At 61.8% G+C, this 19,954-nt stretch carries 21 protein-coding genes; 12 read left to right on the plus strand and 9 right to left on the minus strand.

The annotated features are described in order from the left end of the window. Positions 1-3: 3 nt before the first annotated feature. From nuoN to JBO08_RS09400, 3 genes are all read left to right on the plus strand, one after another. Positions 4-1,467, plus strand: a complete 1,464-nt coding sequence (gene nuoN, locus JBO08_RS09390; RefSeq protein WP_049712664.1) for an NADH-quinone oxidoreductase subunit NuoN — start codon at positions 4-6, stop codon at positions 1,465-1,467. 238 nt (positions 1,468-1,705) lie between these two features. Continuing rightward, positions 1,706-2,056, plus strand: a complete 351-nt coding sequence (locus tag JBO08_RS09395) for a toxin (RefSeq protein ID WP_065872221.1) — start codon at positions 1,706-1,708, stop codon at positions 2,054-2,056. After that, entirely contained in the window at positions 2,046-2,360 is a 315-nt protein-coding gene (locus JBO08_RS09400) for a DNA-binding transcriptional regulator (protein WP_010209571.1), read from the plus strand. The genes JBO08_RS09395 and JBO08_RS09400 overlap by 11 nt, the downstream gene beginning before the upstream one ends. Positions 2,361-2,420: 60 nt before the next feature. Here the strand turns inward: JBO08_RS09400 and JBO08_RS09405 are convergent, their stop codons facing one another. Further along, positions 2,421-3,173: an outer membrane beta-barrel protein gene (locus JBO08_RS09405; RefSeq protein WP_220074158.1), complete on the minus strand. Its 753-nt coding sequence runs from the start codon at positions 3,171-3,173 to the stop codon at positions 2,421-2,423. A 124-nt stretch (positions 3,174-3,297) separates the two neighbouring features. Further along, complete coding sequence (locus JBO08_RS09410; protein ID WP_065872057.1) at positions 3,298-4,134, minus strand: arylamine N-acetyltransferase; 837 nt, start codon at positions 4,132-4,134, stop codon at positions 3,298-3,300. 120 nt (positions 4,135-4,254) lie between these two features. Between JBO08_RS09410 and JBO08_RS09415 the strand changes: the two genes are divergently transcribed. Further along, positions 4,255-4,491 (plus strand): DUF6555 family protein, encoded by a 237-nt coding sequence (locus tag JBO08_RS09415; protein ID WP_065872056.1) that lies wholly within the window; start codon positions 4,255-4,257, stop codon positions 4,489-4,491. Positions 4,492-4,522: 31 nt separating this feature from the next. On the opposite strand, the gene JBO08_RS09420 is transcribed toward JBO08_RS09415, so the two are convergent. Both JBO08_RS09420 and JBO08_RS09425 read right to left on the minus strand, forming a co-directional pair. After that, the gene (locus tag JBO08_RS09420) at positions 4,523-4,723 is read right to left on the minus strand and encodes a DUF6021 family protein (RefSeq protein WP_065872055.1); all 201 of its coding nucleotides are present in this window, start codon (positions 4,721-4,723) and stop codon (positions 4,523-4,525) included. Between the two features lie 14 nt (positions 4,724-4,737). Continuing rightward, positions 4,738-4,914, minus strand: a complete 177-nt coding sequence (locus tag JBO08_RS09425) for a hypothetical protein (protein WP_220074157.1) — start codon at positions 4,912-4,914, stop codon at positions 4,738-4,740. A gap of 113 nt (positions 4,915-5,027) precedes the next feature. Here JBO08_RS09425 and JBO08_RS09430 point away from each other — a divergent pair, with 113 nt between their 5' ends. Then, positions 5,028-5,549: a DUF3087 domain-containing protein gene (locus JBO08_RS09430; protein ID WP_065881869.1), complete on the plus strand. Its 522-nt coding sequence runs from the start codon at positions 5,028-5,030 to the stop codon at positions 5,547-5,549. Position 5,550: 1 nt separating this feature from the next. Here JBO08_RS09430 and JBO08_RS09435 read toward each other — a convergent pair whose 3' ends face one another. The 4 genes from JBO08_RS09435 to JBO08_RS09450 form a co-directional block, all read right to left on the minus strand. After that, the gene (locus JBO08_RS09435) at positions 5,551-6,684 is read right to left on the minus strand and encodes an MFS transporter (RefSeq protein WP_220074156.1); all 1,134 of its coding nucleotides are present in this window, start codon (positions 6,682-6,684) and stop codon (positions 5,551-5,553) included. A gap of 58 nt (positions 6,685-6,742) precedes the next feature. Then, positions 6,743-8,110, minus strand: a complete 1,368-nt coding sequence (locus JBO08_RS09440) for an MFS transporter (RefSeq protein ID WP_220074155.1) — start codon at positions 8,108-8,110, stop codon at positions 6,743-6,745. A 199-nt stretch (positions 8,111-8,309) separates the two neighbouring features. Further along, positions 8,310-9,185 carry a Dyp-type peroxidase gene (locus JBO08_RS09445; protein WP_220074154.1) on the minus strand — a complete coding sequence of 292 codons (876 nt, stop codon included), beginning with the start codon at positions 9,183-9,185 and terminating at the stop codon, positions 8,310-8,312. 28 nt (positions 9,186-9,213) lie between these two features. Next, positions 9,214-9,930, minus strand: coding sequence for a helix-turn-helix transcriptional regulator (locus tag JBO08_RS09450; protein ID WP_065873425.1), 717 nt, complete (start codon positions 9,928-9,930; stop codon positions 9,214-9,216). A 128-nt stretch (positions 9,931-10,058) separates the two neighbouring features. Here JBO08_RS09450 and JBO08_RS09455 point away from each other — a divergent pair, with 128 nt between their 5' ends. From JBO08_RS09455 to JBO08_RS09465, 3 genes are all read left to right on the plus strand, one after another. Next, entirely contained in the window at positions 10,059-11,123 is a 1,065-nt protein-coding gene (locus JBO08_RS09455) for an MFS transporter (RefSeq protein ID WP_065946322.1), read from the plus strand. 78 nt (positions 11,124-11,201) lie between these two features. Continuing rightward, positions 11,202-12,818: an NADP-dependent glyceraldehyde-3-phosphate dehydrogenase gene (locus JBO08_RS09460; RefSeq protein ID WP_065881859.1), complete on the plus strand. Its 1,617-nt coding sequence runs from the start codon at positions 11,202-11,204 to the stop codon at positions 12,816-12,818. 148 nt (positions 12,819-12,966) lie between these two features. Continuing rightward, positions 12,967-14,025: an FUSC family protein gene (locus JBO08_RS09465; RefSeq protein WP_065911060.1), complete on the plus strand. Its 1,059-nt coding sequence runs from the start codon at positions 12,967-12,969 to the stop codon at positions 14,023-14,025. Positions 14,026-14,205: 180 nt separating this feature from the next. Here the strand turns inward: JBO08_RS09465 and JBO08_RS09470 are convergent, their stop codons facing one another. Continuing rightward, positions 14,206-14,964 carry a TetR/AcrR family transcriptional regulator gene (locus tag JBO08_RS09470; RefSeq protein ID WP_065873428.1) on the minus strand — a complete coding sequence of 253 codons (759 nt, stop codon included), beginning with the start codon at positions 14,962-14,964 and terminating at the stop codon, positions 14,206-14,208. A gap of 362 nt (positions 14,965-15,326) precedes the next feature. On the opposite strand from JBO08_RS09470, the gene JBO08_RS09475 reads away from it, so the two are divergent. The 4 genes from JBO08_RS09475 to JBO08_RS09490 are packed head-to-tail and all read left to right on the plus strand — an operon-like array spanning position 15,327 to position 19,953. Next, positions 15,327-16,031 carry an ABC transporter ATP-binding protein gene (locus JBO08_RS09475; RefSeq protein ID WP_065881857.1) on the plus strand — a complete coding sequence of 235 codons (705 nt, stop codon included), beginning with the start codon at positions 15,327-15,329 and terminating at the stop codon, positions 16,029-16,031. Next, entirely contained in the window at positions 16,028-17,245 is a 1,218-nt protein-coding gene (locus JBO08_RS09480; RefSeq protein WP_065873430.1) for an ABC transporter permease, read from the plus strand. Before JBO08_RS09475 ends, JBO08_RS09480 begins: the two co-directional genes overlap by 4 nt. Next, positions 17,238-18,716 (plus strand): TolC family protein, encoded by a 1,479-nt coding sequence (locus tag JBO08_RS09485; RefSeq protein ID WP_065910990.1) that lies wholly within the window; start codon positions 17,238-17,240, stop codon positions 18,714-18,716. The genes JBO08_RS09480 and JBO08_RS09485 overlap by 8 nt, the downstream gene beginning before the upstream one ends. Continuing rightward, on the plus strand, positions 18,706-19,953 hold the full coding sequence (locus JBO08_RS09490) for an efflux RND transporter periplasmic adaptor subunit (protein ID WP_065910989.1): 1,248 nt from the start codon (positions 18,706-18,708) through the stop codon (positions 19,951-19,953). Before JBO08_RS09485 ends, JBO08_RS09490 begins: the two co-directional genes overlap by 11 nt. The last annotated feature ends 1 nt before the right edge of the window (position 19,954 follow it).

Genomic DNA, 19,954 nt, shown 5'->3' on the forward strand with positions numbered 1-19,954 from the left:
GCTATGGAATTTACGATCCAACACTTTATCGCGCTTGCGCCGCTGCTGATTACCAGCCTCACCATCGTGGTGGTGATGCTGGCAATCGCCTGGCGCCGCAATCACTCGCAAACGTTCCTGCTGTCGTGTGCCGGTCTCAACCTGGCCCTGCTGTCGATCATTCCGGCCCTCAAGGTCGCACCACTGGCGGTCACGCCACTGATGATGGTCGATGACTTCGCGCTGTTGTACATCGCGTTGATCCTGGTCGCGACCCTGGCCTGCGTCACCCTCGCCCACGCCTACCTTGGCGAAGGCGGCACCGGCTACCCGGGCAACAAGGAAGAGCTGTACCTGCTGATCCTGCTGGCTGCGGCCGGCGGTATCGTGCTGGTCAGCGCTCAGCACCTGGCCGGCTTGTTCATCGGCCTGGAACTGCTGTCGATCCCGACCTACGGCCTGGTGGCCTACGCCTTCTTCAACAAGCGCTCCCTGGAAGCCGGCATCAAGTACATGGTGCTGTCGGCCGCCGGTTCCGCGTTCCTGTTGTTCGGTATGGCCCTGCTCTACGCAGAAGCCGGCAGCCTGAGCTTCACCGGCATCGGCCACGCATTGGCGGCGACCAGCATGCCTGCGCCGATTGCCCAACTGGGCCTGGCCATGATGCTGATCGGCCTGGCGTTCAAGCTGTCCCTGGTGCCGTTCCACTTGTGGACCCCGGACGTGTACGAAGGCGCCCCGGCGCCAGTGGCTGCGTTCCTGGCGACCGCGTCGAAAGTGGCCGTGTTTGCGGTGATGGTGCGTCTGTTCCAGATCTCGCCTGCGGCCAACACCGGCGTGCTGAGCGACGTGCTGACCGTGATCGCCATTGCGTCGATCCTGTTCGGTAACCTGCTGGCGCTGACCCAGAACAACCTCAAGCGTCTGCTGGGTTATTCGTCCATCGCCCACTTCGGCTACCTGCTGATCGCCCTGGTGGCGAGCAAAGGCCTGGCCGTGGAAGCCATGGGCGTGTACCTGGTCACCTACGTGATCACCAGCCTCGGCGCATTCGGCGTGATCACGCTGATGTCCTCGCCATTCAAAGGCCGTGACGCCGACGCCCTGTACGAATACCGCGGCCTGTTCTGGCGCCGTCCGTACCTGACCGCCGTACTCACCGTGATGATGCTGTCCCTGGCAGGTATCCCGCTGACCGCAGGCTTTATCGGCAAGTTCTACATCGTGGCGACCGGTGTTCAAGCGCATGAATGGTGGCTGGTTGCGTCGCTGGTATTGGGCTCCGCCATCGGCGTGTTCTACTACCTGCGCGTGATGGTCACCCTGTACCTGATCGAGCCAAACCTGCGCCGTGTGGACGCCGAGCTGCATTGGGAACAGAAGGCAGGCGGCGTAATGCTGCTGGCCATCGCCCTGCTCGCGTTCTTCCTGGGCGTGTACCCACAACCGTTGCTCACCCTGGTGCAGCACGCGGTACTGGGCGTTTGATCGCTTAGCGTGATGCAGTAGACAAAACGGCGCCTTCGGGCGCCGTTTTGCGTTTCTGGGGCCGGTGCTTTTACCCTCCCCTACTCAGGGAAATTTCCTCCTGCACCTGCCTCCTTATCTGGCATCTACCCAATGAAGGCCGCCGTATGGTGTTTGCGTTTTAGGAAAGTTCCCACAGCAGGGTCACTTGACCCAAAGCGAGTGGGCCACCAAACTATACGCAGGCTACGTACAGAACATGGATGCTCTATTTATCGAACTGCCGGCCTTCGAGCGGCATCGCAAGGACTATCTGAGTGACGAGCTTTTCCACGGTTTTCAACAGGCGTTGATGAAGAACCCGGAAGCGGGAGACGTGATCGAGGGAACAGGCGGGTTACGCAAGGTTCGCTTTGTCGACGAACGACGCAACAAAGGCAAGCGCGGTGGCCTGCGGGTCATTTACTACTGGTGGTCGGGCGGCACGCAATTCTGGTTATTCACCCTGTACGGCAAACACGAACAGGACGACCTGACGCCACAGCACAAAAAAGCCCTAAAACACATGCTGGACAGGGAAATCAAAGCGAGAACACACCATGAAACGTGAAATCTTTTCCGAACTGGTCGAAGGCTTCGACGCCCTGGCAAACGAACGCCAAGGCAAAGTCACCCTGCGGACCCACAAGGTTCATCTCAACAACCTGGAGCCGCTCACCGCAGAGGAAGTCGTCGCCGTGCGCCAACAGCTCAACCTCTCCCGTGCGGTCTTCGCCATGTACCTGCGCACCAACACGCGTACGCTGGAGAACTGGGAGCAAGGCCGGGCCAAACCCAACGCTCAGGCCGCCACCCTGATTCGCCTGGTGGCACGTTTTCCTGAGACCGTGGCGCAACTTGCTGCCTTGGGTTGACCTGCAATTACCCCAAAAAAAACGCCCCGAACATTCGGGGCGTTTTCCATTGCAACGGCGTTAGAACGCGATACCGACCTTGAAACCGTACTCATCACGCTTGAGCTTGGTGTTGTCGGCTACGTCGGAATCACCGTCGAGCTTGTACTCGGTGCGGGTGTAGTACAGGCCCGCCATCACCGGCAGGTCGCCTTTCTGATTCATCAGCAGGCTGACTTCGGCGTACGGATTGGTGCGGTCCTTTAGGTCCACGGTGTCGCTGCCAACGTCATCTACCTTGAGCCTGGTGCGGCCATCGATAGTACGACGGGCGCCCGCTTCGACGCGCAGGGTCATGTCGTCGAACTGGTGGTTGTAGCCCAGGGCCGCCTTGGCGAACGGCGATTTGTTGGTGAGTTTCACATCGAGGTCGTTGATTTCCGGCTCGTAGCGGGTCCAGCTGTAGCCACCACCCACGATCACGTCGACAAAGTTGCGCGCATCCAGCGCAGCACGCCAGCCGAGGTCCAGGTCAGCCTGGCCTTCCTTGAGTTTGTTGTCGCTTTTTTTGCCGTACTTGGCTTCGATACCGGCCTGGTAGATAAAGCCGGATTCAGCAGTGAGCTTGTTACCGAAGTTGTAGAACAGGCCTGCTTCGGGCATGTGGCTCTTGTCGCTTTGGCTACCGCCTTCAAATTTGAAGTCGTTGTAGCTGCCCATGATCCCGAAGGTGGAAATCGGGTCGGTGGACGGTGCGGCGAACACCACGGCAGGCGCAGCGACCAGCGCCAGCAGCGATGAACCCTTGAAGAATTTTCCGAATAGCTTGGACATCGTTTTACATCTCCTTGTCTGGTGAGCAAATTATTCAGGAACCGCTTCGAACCCTGGCTTACGCGAAAGGTTCGAAATAATTTGCACCGATCTGAAGATAAAACGGGCCAACCAAGGCTCTAGCTCAACGGCCTCCAGATTCAGACGCTGCCAAGCCCGCAAGGATTTGGCGAAGCTGGGGCGAGACTGGCACGCGAATCCCAAAAATGTCGGCGAGCATCCCCACCATTTCATCGGCACTCTGGAGCGTACGTTTTTCACTCGGCCGGTCCAGGGAGTGCACTGCATAGCTGGCATTGTTCAGGGTATGGCGTTTACCCGCCGCCAACCGCGCGACTTTCAGTTGGCCCACGAACGGCGAATCCGGGTGGGTGGAGACGTACCAGTTGCCGATTTCATAGTCGATGGCCCCCTGCACTTGCAGGTCGAATACATACAAGCCCCGCCACTCCCCGGCGACTTGCGCCCACAGGGTGTAACTGCCCTGGCCGTCGAAGCTCAGCCGATAAGGTTCGTGCGCCGTGGCCTGCACCGCATCGGTGTCCAGTTGCAATGGGCTGCTGGGCACCATGCCGCCAAAACCCACGTCGGTGATATAGCGCACGCCTTCCAGCGTCACCAGGCTCAAGCGATGAGTGCGCGAGGTGCGCGCGTCCGGCGGGCCGCCCATCACCACCCGACCGGTGATACCTCTTGCATCGAAACCGAGTTCCTGCAACAGGGCCAGGAACATCTGGTTCAACTCATAGCAGTATCCGCCCCGCCCCTCCAACAGCACTTTTTGCTCGACGCTGGGCAGGTCAATGGGCACCGGCAGGCGCATCAAAGTCGACAGGCTTTCGAAGGCAAAGGTGCACACATGGCGCAGCTGCAAATCCTGCAGGGTGTGCAAGGTTGGCGCGGGCGGCGTGTCATAGCCCAGGCGTTGCAGGTAGAGGCGGCTATGGGTCAACAGTGACATGGCGCAATCCTTGGGCGCGGGATAGAGGCCACACTATGCCGCGCCAACACGCAGGTTGTCATTTTGAATGAACCTTTTTGAACGCTCCCGTATCCATCTATAACAACACAGGGAGGCAACATGAGTACCGCAAAAATCTACACCATCAACTACCAACTGCACGGTCAACCGAAGTCCTTTGTGGTGCGCGCCGAAGTGATGAACAACGCCGAGGCATGGCACTGGGCGGCCGTTGATGCCGACATTGCGCATGTCAGTCGTGTGGGTCGAGTCGGCCACGAACAGGTGAAGAAAACTACCCGGCCTTGGGCGGAGAAATTCGGCATTACCGACGTCATCTGGATCGCGCCCAAATAAACAAAAGCCCCGCACAAAGGCGGGGCTCGATTCAAGGCTTCAAGTCGCCCAACGGATCGTAGGGCGGCTTTTTTTCTGCCGGGTCTTTCTTGTCCTTGTCCAGCGGTGCAATGGCAGGGCCGATGGGGTCGACCTGTGGGTCTGCCACATCCGGCGAATCCGGGTCGAAGCCCAATTCATCCTTACCGCTGGCATGCTCGTCTGAAGACGGACCTTTCGGTGGATTACTCACGGCGATCTCCTTGTTTAACGCGGGCGGGCTTTGTCGTGAAGGTTTTCCAGGTCTTCCTCGACGCGTTCCACGTCGTCGTTCTGACGTTCCGCCGGGTCATTGGGGCGCAACGCATCGTTGTCACGCTCCTCTTCACCGGGTGTGCGGTCAGGGTTCGGGGTGCCGGGCGGCGGCTGCTTGTAGTCGGACATGATGGTTCACCTCAAAGGGTCTACACAGCTTTAGAGAAACCGCTGTGCGCCATCGTTCAACTTGTTTGCCCAAGCGTGAGATGATGCCAGCCCCTTCTGGAGAAACGACCCGGATGTTCGAGCTCAAACCCTGCGACCCTGTCACCTTTCGCCAACAGACCCGGCGCAGTACGCTGATTGTGGCGGTGCTCTTCCTGGCCCTGGGTATGTTGCTGTCGAGCCTGGCAGTGATGCTGTTCGGCGAGCCCGGCGGTGATAACTTCCGCTTCAATGTCGGCGGCGTCTTCGCCGGGGTGCTGATCACCTTGGCCCTGGTGCGCGGGCCGTTCTGGACCCAGCCTTGGCTGGCGCCGGCGGTGTACGGCTGGCAACTCAAGCGCAGCCTGATGAGCGTGACCAATGTGATGCACAAGGTCACCGAGCGGGTCCAGGCCAATGACCCGACGGCGATCAAGGTGCTGCGTTTTTATCACCTGGGCCTGACGCAAATGCATGAGTTGGACGCCAACTCCAGCGCCCAGGCGCAATTGGTCGGTGAGGTCGAGGCCCATAAGGCCAAGATGCAGGCATTGGGCATGGATACCGAACAAACCCGCTTCGATCCGGCCTGGCTGCAAAGCTTCAAAACCCCTTGAATCATTGCGTTGCCGTGTTGGCCCTCCAGCAGAACACCGCGCTCAGCGCAATCGCCGCGCCCGCCAGGCCAAACACCCAGGGCGCCGAGACAATCGGCAGTAGCAGGCCTGCGAGCAATGGCCCGAGGCCGGCGCCGACATCACGCCACACGGCATTCGAGGCCAGGGCCGATACGCGCATCGAACCGGGGTTACGCTCCGCCACCAGGGTCGTCACCAGCGGCAGTTGCAGCGCGCGCAGTACCAACACCGCCGCCGCGCCGACAATCACCCAGTAACTGCCAAACGCCGTCAGGGCCAGGGCACTCAGGAACGAAAACAACAGCAACATCGAGGTGGCGCCAAAACGCTGCGCGGCGCGGCCGCCCAACGGGCTCAGGAGCATTTCCGACACATACCGCAGGGCCATCAGGCCACCGGCGATCAGCACCGCATCACCGCCAAGCAGCTTCTGCGCCTGGATCGACAGGCCAAAGATAAACAGACCATCCAGCGCCACGCCCTCGATAAACGACCACACCGCCACGCTGTCCGGCCACTTGAAGCGACGCCCCGGCGTGCTGTGTAAATCATGCCCAGCGGTAGGCAAGCCGCGCGCCATCCACAAGCCCACCAGGCAACACCCGGCCAAAATCAAAAAGATCGGACGCGGCCCGGCCCACAACGTCAGCCAGCCGCCGAGCGGCAGCGCCAGCATCGGCCCCAGCGCAATCATCGCCCGGGAACGCCCGGCCCGGCGTGCGGCACCGGCCGGCTCCGAGGTGGCCAGTACTTGGGTCGACAGGTTCAACGCGGCAAAACACAGGCCCCACACCAGCCGCAAGCCCAACAAGGCCGCGAAACCCGACAACATCGAGTTGCCCAACGCGCACAGGGTCGCCGCGCCGGCGGCAATCATGCAGGTCAGGCGGTCGCCGTTGCGCGCGTAGAAATTGAGCACATGCCGGTAGCCGAAAATCCGCACCAGGCGGTTGGCCGCCAGCAGCACCCCGGCTTGGGCCAGGGTGATACCGAACGCCTGGGATTCCATCGGCAGCAGCAGGTACAGCAACACGTCACTGGGCAAGCATAAGGCCAGGGTCAGCGCGGCGCGGCGAGAATGGGTATCAGCAGTGCGGAGGGCCAGGCTGGACATAAATCTGGAAACATCCCGAAATATTCAGGTCGCCACGGTAGCCTTCCGCAACCGTGATTTACAACGGCTTTTTCCCGTAGGGCAACAAACGCAAGCCACTGGCCACGGCGCCCACCAGTGCGAACCCGCAACCCAACCACAGCGCATAATGCGGGCCGTTGCCCAGCGACAGGTGGAAACACAAGGCCACCAACGACGCGCCCAGCGTCTGCCCCAGCAATCGCGAAATCGCCACGATGCCGCTGGCTCCACCACTGCGAGCCAGCGGTGCGCTGGTCATCAACGCCTTGAGGTTAGGTGACTGGAAGAAGCCAAAACCGGCTCCACACAGCGCCATGCGCCAGCCGATATCAAACGCCGAGGCGCCGCTGCCCAATGTTGCCAGCGCGGCCATTCCCACGCTGAGCATCAATAGGCCGATGCCGCACAGCGCGCCCAGGGATACACGGTCCGCCAGGCGCCCCGCTACCAGCGCCATCACCGCCACCACAGCCGGCCACGGCGTCATTAGAAAGCCGGTTTCGACCTGGCTATGGCCAAGCGCCGCTTGCAACAGAAACGGCAACGACACAAACGCCAGGCCCTGGGCGCTGAAGGCGCAAATAGCGGTAAGGGAAGACAACGCAAACACCGGGCGCTTGAACAGATCCAGCGCCAGTATCGGCGCCGGGTGCCCGGCTTGGCGTCGCAGCAGCAAGGCGCCGCACGCCAGCGCCACGGCGATCAGGCCTAGGGTCAGAGTGCCTTGTGCACCGTGCACTGCCGTGCCCAGCCCCAAGACCAGCAACGCAAACAACCCGGCACACAACACGGCGGCGACTCGATCAAAGGCGTGCCCAGTCATCGGCAAGGTCGGCAACGAGCGCAAGCCCAGCGCCAGTGCGAGCAAGCCCAAGGGTACGTTGATCAGATACAACCAGTGCCAGGTCGCCACAGACAGTATCGCCGACGCCGCCGTCGGCCCAAGCGTAAACGCCAGCCCCACCACCAACGAGTTATAGCCCAACCCCCGTCCAAGCATTTTTGAAGGATAGATATGCCGCAACAACGCCGTATTCACGCTCATGATCGCCGCCGCCCCCAGCCCCTGCACCACCCGCGCGGCGGTCAGGGTGACGAGCGAACCGGCGAGGCCGCAAAACAGCGACGACACGATAAAGACGAGCAACCCGCCGAGGTAAACGCGGCGATGTCCCAATACGTCACTGAGCGAAGCAAACGGCAGCACCGTCGCGATGATCGCCAACTGGTAGGCATTGACCACCCAGATCACCGACGCAGAGTCAGTGCCAATCCCCTCGGCCAAGGTCGGCAACGCGGTGTTGACGATGGCCGTGTCCAGCGTCGCCATGCCGATCCCCAAGGAGATCGCAATGACGGCCGGCAGGCGTTTATTGAGGGGCAACCCATCGGCAACAGAAGACATGAACGGTCCGGGCAGGTGACAAAGGCGTTTAGATTAAGGGCGGCGGCGAATTTTTTCAGTGGCTGATTGCGTGGCTGTCCGTATCTTCATGTTCACCGATGCTCCGTTTTAGCCAAGCCCCACAATAATTCACTGCCAAGCCAGGTGGCCAGGTATTCACCCGCCGAGCCGGTAGGTAGCTGCCCCCCCTCGCACATTTTCAGTGGCTTGCAGTGACGAACAGTGCACTCAGGTCCAGACGCCCCTCCTTGATCGGCGGGCACCAGTAGTAGCCGCCGGTCAGCGGCGTGCTGATGCGATACAACCCGTCGACAATCCCATCTTCCAGGCCGCTCATGCGGCGCAGTTGCGCTTCAAACGCATCAAAGGAATGACCAAACGCAAGAAACATCAACCCGGCCTGGCCATTCTCGGCCCATGGCATGGAACGGCGTACCACGAAGGCTTCCGGGGTAAAGCTTTCCTGGGCGGTGCGTTTGGTGTGGGCGGACTCGGGGGCGTCGTCGAGTTCTTCGTTGTCGCCGTGGCGACGGCCGATGATGTGGTCGCGCTCTTGCGCAGGCAAGGCGGCGAAGCCGTCGAGGTCGTGCTGCCACTGCTGGATCGCGGCAAAACTGGCGCCGCTGTCGGTCAGGGCCGCTTCAACCGCTGCGTCGTCATGGGGGTTTTCAGTGCCGTCTTCGTAGTCGGTCAGGTCGAAGCCGGTCTTGTAGCGGAAACCTTCGGTCGCCTGCACCAGGCGAAACGCCGGGGCCAGCGCCTTTACAAACGCGCGGCTGCGCAACAGCAGTTCACCACGATCCACGCCATGCAACCACACCCACAGTGCTTGCTGGGTCGACGGGTTATGCGCGCCCGGCCCACTGACGGTGGGGAATGTGCGCAAGCCTTCAATCCCTGCGCCCAGAGCGCTTACCAGCGGCTCGCCAAAACCGACCACTGCCGCCGAATCGGCCAACTGCACCAACGCGTCCAGCGCTGCGGGAACGGCAGCCAGGGAATCCACGGCAAAAAACAGATGGCGTGCCTGCAACGGCACCGGTGCGGCAAGAATGCCCGGCTGGTACTGACTCATGTGAACTCCTTCAAGAAAGCCGCCAAGTTTACCCGGCCAGCGCGGGCTTGTGCTCAAGGTTTTCCAGGTCACGCGGGGCCAGCCCCAGTTGCGCCTTGAACTGCGCCCACCCTTTGGGCGTGACCAGCACCGCACGGGAGTTTTTGGAACGGCGCAACCAACCGGCTTCGCACAAGGCGCTCAGCAGTTGCACGCCCAGCGGGCCGGCCACGTGATGAGTGCGCTCGGTCCAGTCCAGGCATTGGCGGGCGGGCTTCACGGTAGGAGAGTCGATGCCCAGGGTGCGCAACCATATTTCGCCTGCAGGCAGCACCTCGAAGTGTTTATCGTCGATGGCGCGCAGGTAGCCGTTTTTCTCCAACGCCTGGGTCACGGCGACGCCCAATTGCCCGGCCAGATGGTTGTAGCAGCAACGCGCAAAACGCAGCCCTTGGGCTTCGCGGCTCTGGGGTTTGAGCACTATCGCCGACATCGGGGCAATTGCGCTGAGGTATTCAATGGCCTGTGCCACATGCGCACCGGCCAAGCGGTAATAACGATGCCGGCCCTGGGTTTCGCAGGCGAGCAACCCACCGGCGACCAGCTTGGCCAGGTGGGTACTGGCCGTCTGCGGGGTGATGCTGGCGGCAAAGGCCAGTTCGCCGGCCGGCAGCGCACGCCCGTCGAATAACGCCAGCAGGATCGCGGCGCGGGCAGGCTCGGCAATCAGGGCGGCAACTTCAGTGAAGGTGGACGGGTTTGACATGGCAGCTCTCCATCAGGACCGACGCAGTATAGGCGCGCCGACCGCGTGCATGCTTCGGCCGCCGTCGAAGCATCCACGTCAACCGTTCGGCTAGATTCGCCGCCTGCCCCTTTCAAGGATGACCCGCGATGCAACAACGACAGGCAGTGGCCGCAACCAGCCTCAGCTACGTACTGGTGATCCTCGACACGTCCATCGTCAACGTCGCGCTGGAGCCCATCGCCCTCGCCTTGCACAGCAACAATACAGCGCTGCAGTGGGTGGTCAGCGCCTACACGTTGAGCTTTGGCTGCCTGCTGCTCGGCGGCGGAGCACTGGCGGACCGGTTTGGCGCGCGCCGTCTCTATCTGCATGGATTGCTGCTGTTTACCCTGGCGTCGTTGCTGTGTGGCTTGGCCGGGAATGGCATGACACTGGTTGCCGCTCGGGTACTGCAAGGCATGGGTGCAGCGATGCTGGTGCCTGCGTCACTGGCGTTGATCAACCAGGCGTATCTCGACGACCCGGTCGGGCGCGCGAAAGCAATCGGCATTTGGGCCGGTTGTGGCGGTATCGCCATGGCTGCCGGGCCTCTGGTAGGCGGCGTGCTGATCGAGACCCTGGGCTGGCGCAGCATTTTCCTCGCCAACCTGCCACTGGGCCTGATCGCCATCGGCTTGAGCGCGCGCCTTGCCGCCAGTGCACCACAGCCTCGAGCGTCGGTGTGGCGCGCGGTGCAACTGTTTGGCAACCGCGTGTTCAGCGCCTGCGTGGCAGTGTCCCTGGTGTCGGCGCTGCTGTTGTATGGCCTGATGTTTTTACTCAGCCTGTATTTCCAGCGGACGTTGGGTTTCTCACCGCTGAGGACCGGCGCCGCCTTCCTGCCACTGACGGTCATGGTCAGCCTTGGCAGCCTAATGGCCGGCGAACTGGTTCGCGCCTTTGGCAGCCGCTGGCTGATCGGTGGCGCCTTGTTTTCATACGCCGTGGGTTTCACCCTGCTGCTGATGAGCGTCTCAACACCCGATTACGCGTTGATCGTCGTGCCCATGCCGCTGATCGGCCTCGCCGCGGGGCTGATCACCCCCGCCGCCACTGCCGCGCTGATGAATGGGGTGCAAAAGGAACAGGCTGGGGTGGCCGCCGGCATCCTCAACACCGCCCGGCAAATCGGCGCGGCGCTAGGCGTAGCGCTGGCCGGCGGGCTGCTCTGATGCGCCTGGCGCTTGCCACGCAGCCCTTGGATGAGTGACTCTCTAGTCATGTTTTGCAACTATTACAGGGGTAGCGACATGACCACCAGCAACCTGCTCGCCCAGCTGTTTCCCGCCTCCGCCGCCGACATTCCCGAAGAATTCCGCCTGGCAGCGCCCATCGAACAGCGCGATTACCTGGTCGACGGCCAGTTGCAAGTATGGAACGGCCCGTTAGCCAAGGTGCAAAGCCCGGTGCAACTGGGCGACGAGCGTGTGCATATCGGCAGCACGCCGCTGCTGGATGCCGACACCGCACTGACCGCCCTCGACGCCGCCGTGCGCGCCTATGACCGGGGCCAGGGCGAATGGCCGACGATGCGTGTGGCCGACCGCATCCAGCATGTCGAAGCGTTCTTGCGACGCATGCGTGAACAACGCGACGCGGTGGTGAAGTTGCTGATGTGGGAAATCGGCAAGAACCTCAAGGACTCGCAGAAAGAATTCGACCGTACCTGCGACTACATCACCGACACCATTAATGCCCTCAAGGAACTCGACCGTCGCTCCAGCCGTTTCGAGCTGGAACAGGACACCCTCGGCCAAATCCGCCGCGTCCCGCTGGGCGTGGCCTTGTGCATGGGCCCTTATAACTACCCACTGAACGAAACGTTCACCACGCTGATCCCGGCGCTGATCATGGGCAACACCGTGGTGTTCAAGCCAGCCAAGCTCGGCGTGCTGCTGATCCGCCCATTGCTGGAGGCGTTTCGCGACAGCTTCCCAGCCGGGGTGATCAACGTGATCTACGGCAGTGGCCGCGAAACCGTCAGCGCGCTGATGGCCAGCGGGAGGATCGATATCTTCGCGTTTATCGGCACCAACAAGGCCGCCAGTGACTTGAAGAAACTGCACCCCAAGCCGCACCGCCTGCGTGCGGCGCTGGGCCTGGATGCGAAGAATCCCGGCATCGTGCTGCCTGAGGTAGACCTGGACAATGCCGTCAGTGAAGCCGTCACCGGCTCGTTGTCGTTCAATGGCCAGCGCTGCACCGCGTTGAAAATCCTGTTCGTGCATGAAGATGTCGTCGGCAGCTTTATCGACAAATTCAATAAGAGGCTGGCCACGCTCAAACCCGGCATGCCGTGGGAAAACGGTGTGACGCTGACGCCATTGCCCGAAGTGGGCAAGGTGGATTACCTCAACAGCCTGGTGGCCGATGCCGCGCAACACGGTGCCAAGGTGGTGAATGAGCATGGCGGTGAGAGTCGCGGGTCGTTCTTCTACCCGGCCGTGCTGTACCCGGTGAACCCGCAGATGCGCGTGTACCACGAGGAACAGTTCGGCCCAGTGGTGCCGATCGTGCCTTACCGTGATGTAGAGAAGGTGATCGACTACGTGCTGGACTCGGATTTCGGTCAACAACTGAGCATCTTCGGTACGAATGCCGTGGAAGTCGGGCGCCTGGTGGATACCTTCGCTAACCAGGTCGGCCGTATCAACATCAACGCCCAGTGCCAGCGCGGGCCGGACACTTTCCCTTTCAACGGGCGCAAGAACTCGGCCGAGGGCACGCTGTCGGTACATGACGCATTGCGCGTGTTCTCGATCCGCACCTTGGTGGCGACCAAATTCCAGGAGAGCAACAAGGCGCTGGTCAGCGATATTTTGCGTAACCGTGATTCGAGTTTCTTGACCACTGATTACATTTTTTAAGCGTGCCACCGCTCACAATGTGGGAGCTGGCTTGCCTGCGATAGCATCGACCGGGTGTACCTGAAACACCGAGGTGCCTGCATCGCAGGCAAGCCAGCTCCCACATGTGATCGAGTTTGCCCTGATCACCGAGGCCACTTTAATACCGATGAACCTGCCCCTCTTCGCCCGGCGCCTGTTGCGCCCACTGCTCGACCCCTACCGCCGCTATCGCCACGCCAAGCTGATCCACGCCGTGCGCGTGTCCATCGGCTTGCTGGCGACGATTATGCTGACCACTGGCCTCAACCTGCCCCACGGTGAATGGGCCTCGGTGACCATGCTGGTGGTGATCGGCGGCTTGCAGCACCACGGCAATATCGGCAAGAAAGCCGTGGAGCGTGCCTATGGCACCTTGATCGGCGCCAGTGTCGGCTTGTTGCTGGTGGTGCAGGAGGCGTACGTCGGCCAGCCGCTGTTGACCTACCTGCTGATGTCGGTGGTGTGCGGCTTCTTTTCCTACCACGCCATCGGCAAGGGCGGTTACACCGCGCTGCTCTCGGCGATCACTGTGTTTATCGTCGCGGGTCACGGCGACAACCCGCTGTCGGACGGGTTATGGCGCACCGTGGATATCCTGATCGGTATCGCCCTCGCCCTGGCCTTTTCCTTCGCCCTGCCGCTGTATGCCGTGTACTCCTGGCGCTACAACCTGGCCAGCGCGTTGCGCGATTGCGCCGAGATCTACAGCCGGATTATCAATGGCGAGTCGGTCACGGATGATCAGCACCTGAAGCTGCTCAATCGGCTGAATGCGGCGATGTTGCAGTTGCGCTCGTTAATGCCGTCGGTGTCCAAGGAGGTACGCATCTCCATGACTGAGCTGGACGCGATCCAGCGGCATTTACGGATGTGCATCAGCACCCTGGAAATTCTCGGCAATACCCGGCCCGACCCTCGCGATAAACCGGCGATGGCGCGGATGCAGGTGATGTTGAAGGCCGAGCATCGGCAAATTCGCGTGCAACTGGTGGGCATGGCACGGGCGTTGAAATCTGGAGTAACGGAGCGGTTGGAGCGGCCGAGCCACGCCAGCGTTGAGCCTGGGTTGGACGTGCCGGTCTATAGCGCGTTGGATGGCTACCGGCTGCTGACCTTGCAACTGGCGCAGAACATCGATGCGCTGCGCCAGCGGCTGGCCAAGAGTGCCGGGCGCTGGAAAATCTGAATTCGCCGGGAGGAAAAGAAATTCCCCATGCGATTACAGATTTCAAGGTTTTCACACTTTACCTTACAAAGTTTTCACGTTTTATTCACATCCCGGAACGTAGTGTGAAGCCTCATCCGTTACAAACGTTGCATATCAAGCCCGCCGCCCCAGCGGGCTTTTTTTTGCCTGGAATTTGAGCTAGCGCGCCGCCTTGTTCGCGGGCGCGACCGCCTGCTCACGAATGGCCCGCTGGGTATCCAGAACCTTGGCCAAGGCATGCTCCGCTTCCGGGCTTTGCTGTGGCACGCGGATCGCCGCCGACACCAGGGTGATCAACTTGGCCATCACCTCGGCATCCGTCGCCGGACGGCCCAGGCTCATGGAGTTCATCAGCAGGCGCAGCTCGGTCCCGGCCATCACGCCGGAAATCGCCTTGAGGGCAAATTGCAGGCGCACCCCGAGTTCATTGCGCGGCAGATCCGGCAAGGCCAGGGCGAAGGCTTCGAAGAAACGCTGGAACACCGGCTGGTAATGCACCTTGAGGTATTCCTGGATAAACGGCGACGTGTCGCTGTAGACCCGACCCAGGAACCGGATAAACGAACGCCCTTCCCCACTCGCGCTGGCTGGATCGCTGCGTTCCAGGCCCATGGCCGGGGCAAACAGCACGCCAAGCAAGGTGTCGCAATCGAGTGGGCCGTCGGACTCGGCTTCGCAGCGTGCCAACAGCTCCAGGCGCTGCTCGTTGAGCGGTTCCAGGCGCTGCATCAGCAGGGTTTTCATCAGGGAGTCCTTGTCCCCGAAGTGGTAGTTCACCGCCGCCAGGTTCACCTGGGCGCGCTCGGTAATCTGCCGCAACAAAACGGCGTCGTATCCATACTTGATGAAGAGAGCCTCTGTCGCATCCAGCAATCGAGTCTTGGTAATGTTTGGAGCGCTGACTTTCTTCGCGACCATAGAAGTTCCACGTGGGAAATATTGTTTTAAAAAATTATTTGATTTTTTTATACCGGGGACGTCGCTCGAAAGCAAGTAGTGACACACCGCCATATGTTCGAAAGCCTCGAACGACGGGCTCGCCATGGATGATTCATCAAAGTGTTGAGCCACCTTTCTCCACCGGGAGTAAGCATTTTCCCAAGGTAATACCGCTCTACATCGATGGCTGGCGAAGCGACGGGAAGCCGGTTAGTATTCAAACAATATTTTAAAAACAAGAAACAAAACCAGTCCATGGCGTGTACTCCTTCAGTCTCCCCAACTTGTTACAAAGCTTTACCGGAGCAGATGAGGGCGGCGCCCAGACTGAAGGCATATTCATGACAGCTACCCCCGCGCACCCAGGCTTGATCTCGCTGCAAGGCATCGGCAAAAGCTATCAGCTGGCCGGGCAACACCTGTCCATTCTCAATGATGTATGCCTGACCATCGCCAGCGGCGACAGCTGCGGCATCCTCGGCGCATCCGGCTCCGGCAAAAGTACCCTGCTCAATATCCTCGGCCTGCTGGACCTGCCCAACTGCGGTCAGTACCACTTTGCCGGCCACGATATCTTCAACGCCACCCCCGATCAGCTGGCGGCCATCCGCAACCAGCAGATCGGGTTCGTGTTCCAGAGTTTCAACCTGCTGCCGCGCCTCAGCGCCCTGGACAATGTCGCCCTGCCCTTGAGTTATCGCGGCCTATCGCGCCACGAGTCGGTGGAGCAAGCCCTGCGCATGCTCGAGCAAGTGGGCCTGGCCGACCGTGCCCACCATCGCCCCGCCGACCTTTCCGGCGGCCAGCGCCAACGGGTTGCGATTGCCCGGGCCCTGGTGGGCAAACCCTCGGTGATACTGGCCGACGAACCCACCGGCAACCTCGACAGCACCACCGCCCAGGACATCATGGACCTGCTGCTGGCCTTGAACCGCGAGCAACAGGTCACGCTGATCATCGTCACTCACGACCCGCACATCGCCGAGCGCCTGGACCGCAAGATCCTGGTGCGCAATGGCGTGGTGCAAGAGGCCGGCTGCCTATGACCCCGCAGGGAGAGAGCCGCCTGCGGGTCGAACAAAGCCTCAGCCAACTGCTGCATGAAGCGTTTGTCAGCCTGCGCACCCTGGGCAAGCGTTCGATCCTGGCCCTGCTGGGTATCGTGATCGGCAGCTCGTCGGTGGTGGCATTGATCAATATCGGCCATAACGCGGCGGTGGATGCCGCGATGATCTTCAAGGACATGGGCACCGACACCCTGATCGCCCAGTTCCCACCTAAAGGCGGCAGCAGTTCACCGATGCCCGCCCGCCTGGACCTGGACTCTGTGCGCCAAGCGGTGCCCGGCGTTGCGCACATCGGCGCCCTCTCGTTATTCAGCGGGCCCATCGTATTCCATGGCCGCACCGTCAACACCAACTTCGTCGGCAGTACACCGGGTATCAAGGACGCGATGCGCCTGGCACTGCAACAGGGGCGTTTCCTGTCGAGCTTTGATGCCAACGAAACCTACGGCGTGATCGGCGCGCAGGTGGCAGAGGCCCTGGGCGCGCCGGGTGACCCACTGCAACTGGGCGACCGTGTGCGCATCAACGATTACCTGTTCCTGATTGTGGGCATTTTGCAGGGCCAGCCGCGGGCGATGCTGATGCCGGTGCAGGCCAACGAATCACTGTTCATCCCCGCCGAAGGCATGCGCCGCATCTATGCAGCGCCGCAGATCGGCAACGTGATCATCCGCGCCACGCAGGGCCAGGACATGGAGCGCGTTGCCAAGGACGTAGCCGCCGCTCTCAAACCGCAACTTCCCGACCACGATGTGGACATCCAGGTGCCCCAGCAAATGATCGACGGCATGACCCGGCAAAGCCGTACCTTCGCCTACCTGCTGCTGGCCCTGGGTGCGATCTCCCTGGTGGGCGGTGGCGTGGGGGTAATGAATGTGATGCTGATGAACGTTTCGGAACGCCGCCGCGAGATCGGCATTCGCATGGCCCTCGGCGCGCGCCAGCGGGACATCCGCAACCTGTTCCTGCTCGAAGCCATCACGCTCACGGCGGTGGGGGCCTTGTGCGGTGCAGTGTTGGGCATGACCGCCGCGTGGCTGTATGCCTGGCTGTCGAGCTGGGAATTCGCCCTCGCCGTCGCGGCCTTGCCGCTGGGGGTGGGCAGCACGTTGCTGGTGGGGTTGTTCTTCGGCCTCTACCCGGCGGTCTCGGCCTCACGGTTGCAGCCGGTGGAGGCCCTGCGCGATGAGTAAATGGCTCTGGCTGCTCGCATTGGTCAGCCTGCCGGGCGTGGCCGCCGACGTGGTGATCAAACCGTCGGCGCCGAGCACCACGCGCAGCGGCTATGACCGCGGCGTCTCGTTGAATGCCCAGGCCACCACCATGACGTTGGGCGATGCGGTCTACCTGGGCCTGCGCAACAACCCGGCGATTCGCAGCGCCTACCTGCAACGGGTCGCGCAGAAGTTCGACCTGCGCGTCGCCGAAGATGTGTTCAACCCCAAGCTCACCCTCAACAGTTACTACCGTAATACCCGCGGCTCCGCCGACAACGCGCGCAATGCCAGCGTGGCGCCGGCCACCAGCCTGCTCGGCGAATACGGCACGCGCCTGAGCATGGCCTGGACCCAGCAACTGAACAACGCCGACCGCGCCGGCCGCTACCGCAGCGATGGCCTCGACCTGGCGATCATCCAGCCGCTGCTGCGTGGCGCCGGCTGGGACGCCACCACCGCACCGCTGCGCCTGTCGCGCCTGTCGGAACAGGCCAACCGCCTGAACCTCAAGGCCACCGTGGCGCAGACCATCAGCCAGATCATCGCGACCTACCGCGAGCTGCTGCGCGCGCAGGAGCAACTGAGCATCGTGCAGGACGCCCTCAAGCGCTCCGGCACCTTGCTGGAAGTCAACAAGGCGCTGATCAGTGCCGGGCGCATGGCCGAGTTTGAAATCGTGCAGACCGAAGCCGACATCGCCACCCAGCAACTCGGCGTGGAAGAGGCGCAGAATCAACTGGACACCAGCCGTCTCTCCCTACTGCGCCTGCTGGCCCTGGACCTGTCCACGCCGGTCCGCGCCACCGAAGCCCTGGAGGCCCGGCCGATGCAGATCGACAAGCGCCAGGCCTTCAACCTGGCGCAGACCCAGCAGCCTGAATACCTTGCCGCCTTGCTCGGCAGCCAGCAGGCTGACCTCAACCTGGTGATCGCCAAGGACTCCGGGCGCTGGCAGGTGGACTTGGTGGCCGGCGCGAATCAGGTGCGCGACGCCTACAATAACGATGCCGGCAGCAGCAACAATCGCACGTGGGACAGCTACGCCGGGGTGCAGGTGCAAATCCCCATCGGCGATATCAGCACGCGCCAGGCCGAAGTCCGCGCACGGGTAAACGTGGAGGACCAGGAGATCCGCATCACCGACGCGCGCCAGGAACTGGAGCGCAGCGTCAACGATGTGGTGCGGGACCTCGGCACCCGCTGGCGCCAATATGAAATCTCCCAGCGCGCCGTGGAATTGTCGCGGCGCAAGATCGAGATCGAGCGGGAAAAACTCAGCGCCGGGCGCTCCACCAACTTCCAGGTGCTGAGTTTCGAGACCGACCTGCGCAACGCCGAAAACGCGCAGCTCAATGCGCTGATCGCTTATTTGAACGCCCAGACCCAGCTCGACTTGACGCTGGGCATGACGCTGGAAAGTTGGGAAATCGCCCTCAATGACTACTAATCAAAAACGCCTGCTTGGCGCTGTATTGATCGTACTGCTGGGTGGCGCGGGCCTGGCCTTGCGCAGCCCTGCGTCCGCGCCGGCCAGCACCAATGAGCAGTGGCTGGCCGTCAAGCCCGACGCGCTGGTGCACCAGATCGGCTTGGTGGGCAAGATCGAGCCCGACACCACCATCACCCTTACCGCGCCTTTCGATGGCAATGTGCAAGCCAATCTGGTGGAGCAAGGCCAGCGGGTCGAGGCCGGCCAAGTGCTGTTGCGCATGGACCCGGCGACCCTGGAGGTGCAACTGCGCGACGCCCTCTCCGCCCAACTCAAGGCCCGGCGCACCGTGCAAGAGATGCAGGACTGGGACAACGGCCCCACCGTCAGTCGTGCACGCCGCAGCCTGCGCACCACCGAAATGACCGCCAGTAACACCCAGCGCAAACTCACCGAAAGTGAAAACCTATTCCAGCGCGGTATCATCCCGCGCAATGAGCTGGACGACCTCAGGCAACAGACCCAGCAGCAACAACTGGACCTCGCCTCCGCCCGCAGCGAATTGCAACAGGCGATCGACCAGGGCAAGGGCGAATACCGCCAGATCGCCGACATGGAACTGACCAACGCCACGGTGAAATACGACGCCCTGCACCAACTGCTCGAAGGCAAAGAGGTCAAGGCACCCTTCTCCGGCATCGTGGTGCCACCGCCGGGCAATAGCTCCTCCTCCCAAGGCGGCGGCAACAACAATGCCCCGGTGCAGGCCGGCAGTAAGGTCAGCCAGGGTCAGGTGTTGTTTGGCCTGGCAAATATCGAGCGGCTGAAAATCGTTGCCAAGGTGTCGGAGCTGGACATCAACCAGTTGCACCAGGGCCAGGCGGTGGAAGTGCTGGGGGATGGTTTTGAGGGTGAGCGGCTGACAGGGTCGGTAAGCGTGGTGAGTGGTTTGGCGATTGCCACCGACAGCCAGGGCAGTGCGCAATTCCCGGTGACCTTGTCGATTCCCAAGCTCACGCCGCAACAGTTGCAGCGTGTGCGGCTGGGGATGAGCGCGCGGCTGACCATCGTGACCTACAACAATGCGCAGGCGATTGTGATTCCGAGCCAGGCGATCCAGCCGGACATGACGGTTGAATACCGGGAGGCGATGGATAAGCCGGTGGAGCGAGTGAAGGTGACGACTGGGCAATCGACGGCGCAGGGGGTTGAGGTGTTTGGGCTTAGGCCTGGACTTGTGAAAGTCTCAAGATAAA

This window comes from Pseudomonas sp. LAP_36, assembly GCF_019456785.1.
Taxonomy (GTDB): domain Bacteria; phylum Pseudomonadota; class Gammaproteobacteria; order Pseudomonadales; family Pseudomonadaceae; genus Aquipseudomonas; species Aquipseudomonas tritici.

What these genes read in the sequence shown, in the direction of transcription:
- nuoN (WP_049712664.1), top strand. Translation starts at nt 4, where the DNA reads ATGGAATTTACGATCCAACACTTTATCGCGCTTGCGCCGCTGCTGATT.
- JBO08_RS09395 (WP_065872221.1), top strand. Translation starts at nt 1,706, where the DNA reads ATGGATGCTCTATTTATCGAACTGCCGGCCTTCGAGCGGCATCGCAAG.
- JBO08_RS09400 (WP_010209571.1), top strand. Translation starts at nt 2,046, where the DNA reads ATGAAACGTGAAATCTTTTCCGAACTGGTCGAAGGCTTCGACGCCCTG.
- JBO08_RS09405 (WP_220074158.1), bottom strand. Translation starts at nt 3,173, where the DNA reads ATGTCCAAGCTATTCGGAAAATTCTTCAAGGGTTCATCGCTGCTGGCG.
- JBO08_RS09410 (WP_065872057.1), bottom strand. Translation starts at nt 4,134, where the DNA reads ATGTCACTGTTGACCCATAGCCGCCTCTACCTGCAACGCCTGGGCTAT.
- JBO08_RS09415 (WP_065872056.1), top strand. Translation starts at nt 4,255, where the DNA reads ATGAGTACCGCAAAAATCTACACCATCAACTACCAACTGCACGGTCAA.
- JBO08_RS09425 (WP_220074157.1), bottom strand. Translation starts at nt 4,914, where the DNA reads ATGTCCGACTACAAGCAGCCGCCGCCCGGCACCCCGAACCCTGACCGC.
- JBO08_RS09430 (WP_065881869.1), top strand. Translation starts at nt 5,028, where the DNA reads ATGTTCGAGCTCAAACCCTGCGACCCTGTCACCTTTCGCCAACAGACC.
- JBO08_RS09435 (WP_220074156.1), bottom strand. Translation starts at nt 6,684, where the DNA reads ATGTCCAGCCTGGCCCTCCGCACTGCTGATACCCATTCTCGCCGCGCC.
- JBO08_RS09440 (WP_220074155.1), bottom strand. Translation starts at nt 8,110, where the DNA reads ATGTCTTCTGTTGCCGATGGGTTGCCCCTCAATAAACGCCTGCCGGCC.
- JBO08_RS09445 (WP_220074154.1), bottom strand. Translation starts at nt 9,185, where the DNA reads ATGAGTCAGTACCAGCCGGGCATTCTTGCCGCACCGGTGCCGTTGCAG.
- JBO08_RS09450 (WP_065873425.1), bottom strand. Translation starts at nt 9,930, where the DNA reads ATGTCAAACCCGTCCACCTTCACTGAAGTTGCCGCCCTGATTGCCGAG.
- JBO08_RS09455 (WP_065946322.1), top strand. Translation starts at nt 10,059, where the DNA reads ATGCAACAACGACAGGCAGTGGCCGCAACCAGCCTCAGCTACGTACTG.
- JBO08_RS09460 (WP_065881859.1), top strand. Translation starts at nt 11,202, where the DNA reads ATGACCACCAGCAACCTGCTCGCCCAGCTGTTTCCCGCCTCCGCCGCC.
- JBO08_RS09465 (WP_065911060.1), top strand. Translation starts at nt 12,967, where the DNA reads ATGAACCTGCCCCTCTTCGCCCGGCGCCTGTTGCGCCCACTGCTCGAC.
- JBO08_RS09470 (WP_065873428.1), bottom strand. Translation starts at nt 14,964, where the DNA reads ATGGTCGCGAAGAAAGTCAGCGCTCCAAACATTACCAAGACTCGATTG.
- JBO08_RS09475 (WP_065881857.1), top strand. Translation starts at nt 15,327, where the DNA reads ATGACAGCTACCCCCGCGCACCCAGGCTTGATCTCGCTGCAAGGCATC.
- JBO08_RS09480 (WP_065873430.1), top strand. Translation starts at nt 16,028, where the DNA reads ATGACCCCGCAGGGAGAGAGCCGCCTGCGGGTCGAACAAAGCCTCAGC.
- JBO08_RS09485 (WP_065910990.1), top strand. Translation starts at nt 17,238, where the DNA reads ATGAGTAAATGGCTCTGGCTGCTCGCATTGGTCAGCCTGCCGGGCGTG.
- JBO08_RS09490 (WP_065910989.1), top strand. Translation starts at nt 18,706, where the DNA reads ATGACTACTAATCAAAAACGCCTGCTTGGCGCTGTATTGATCGTACTG.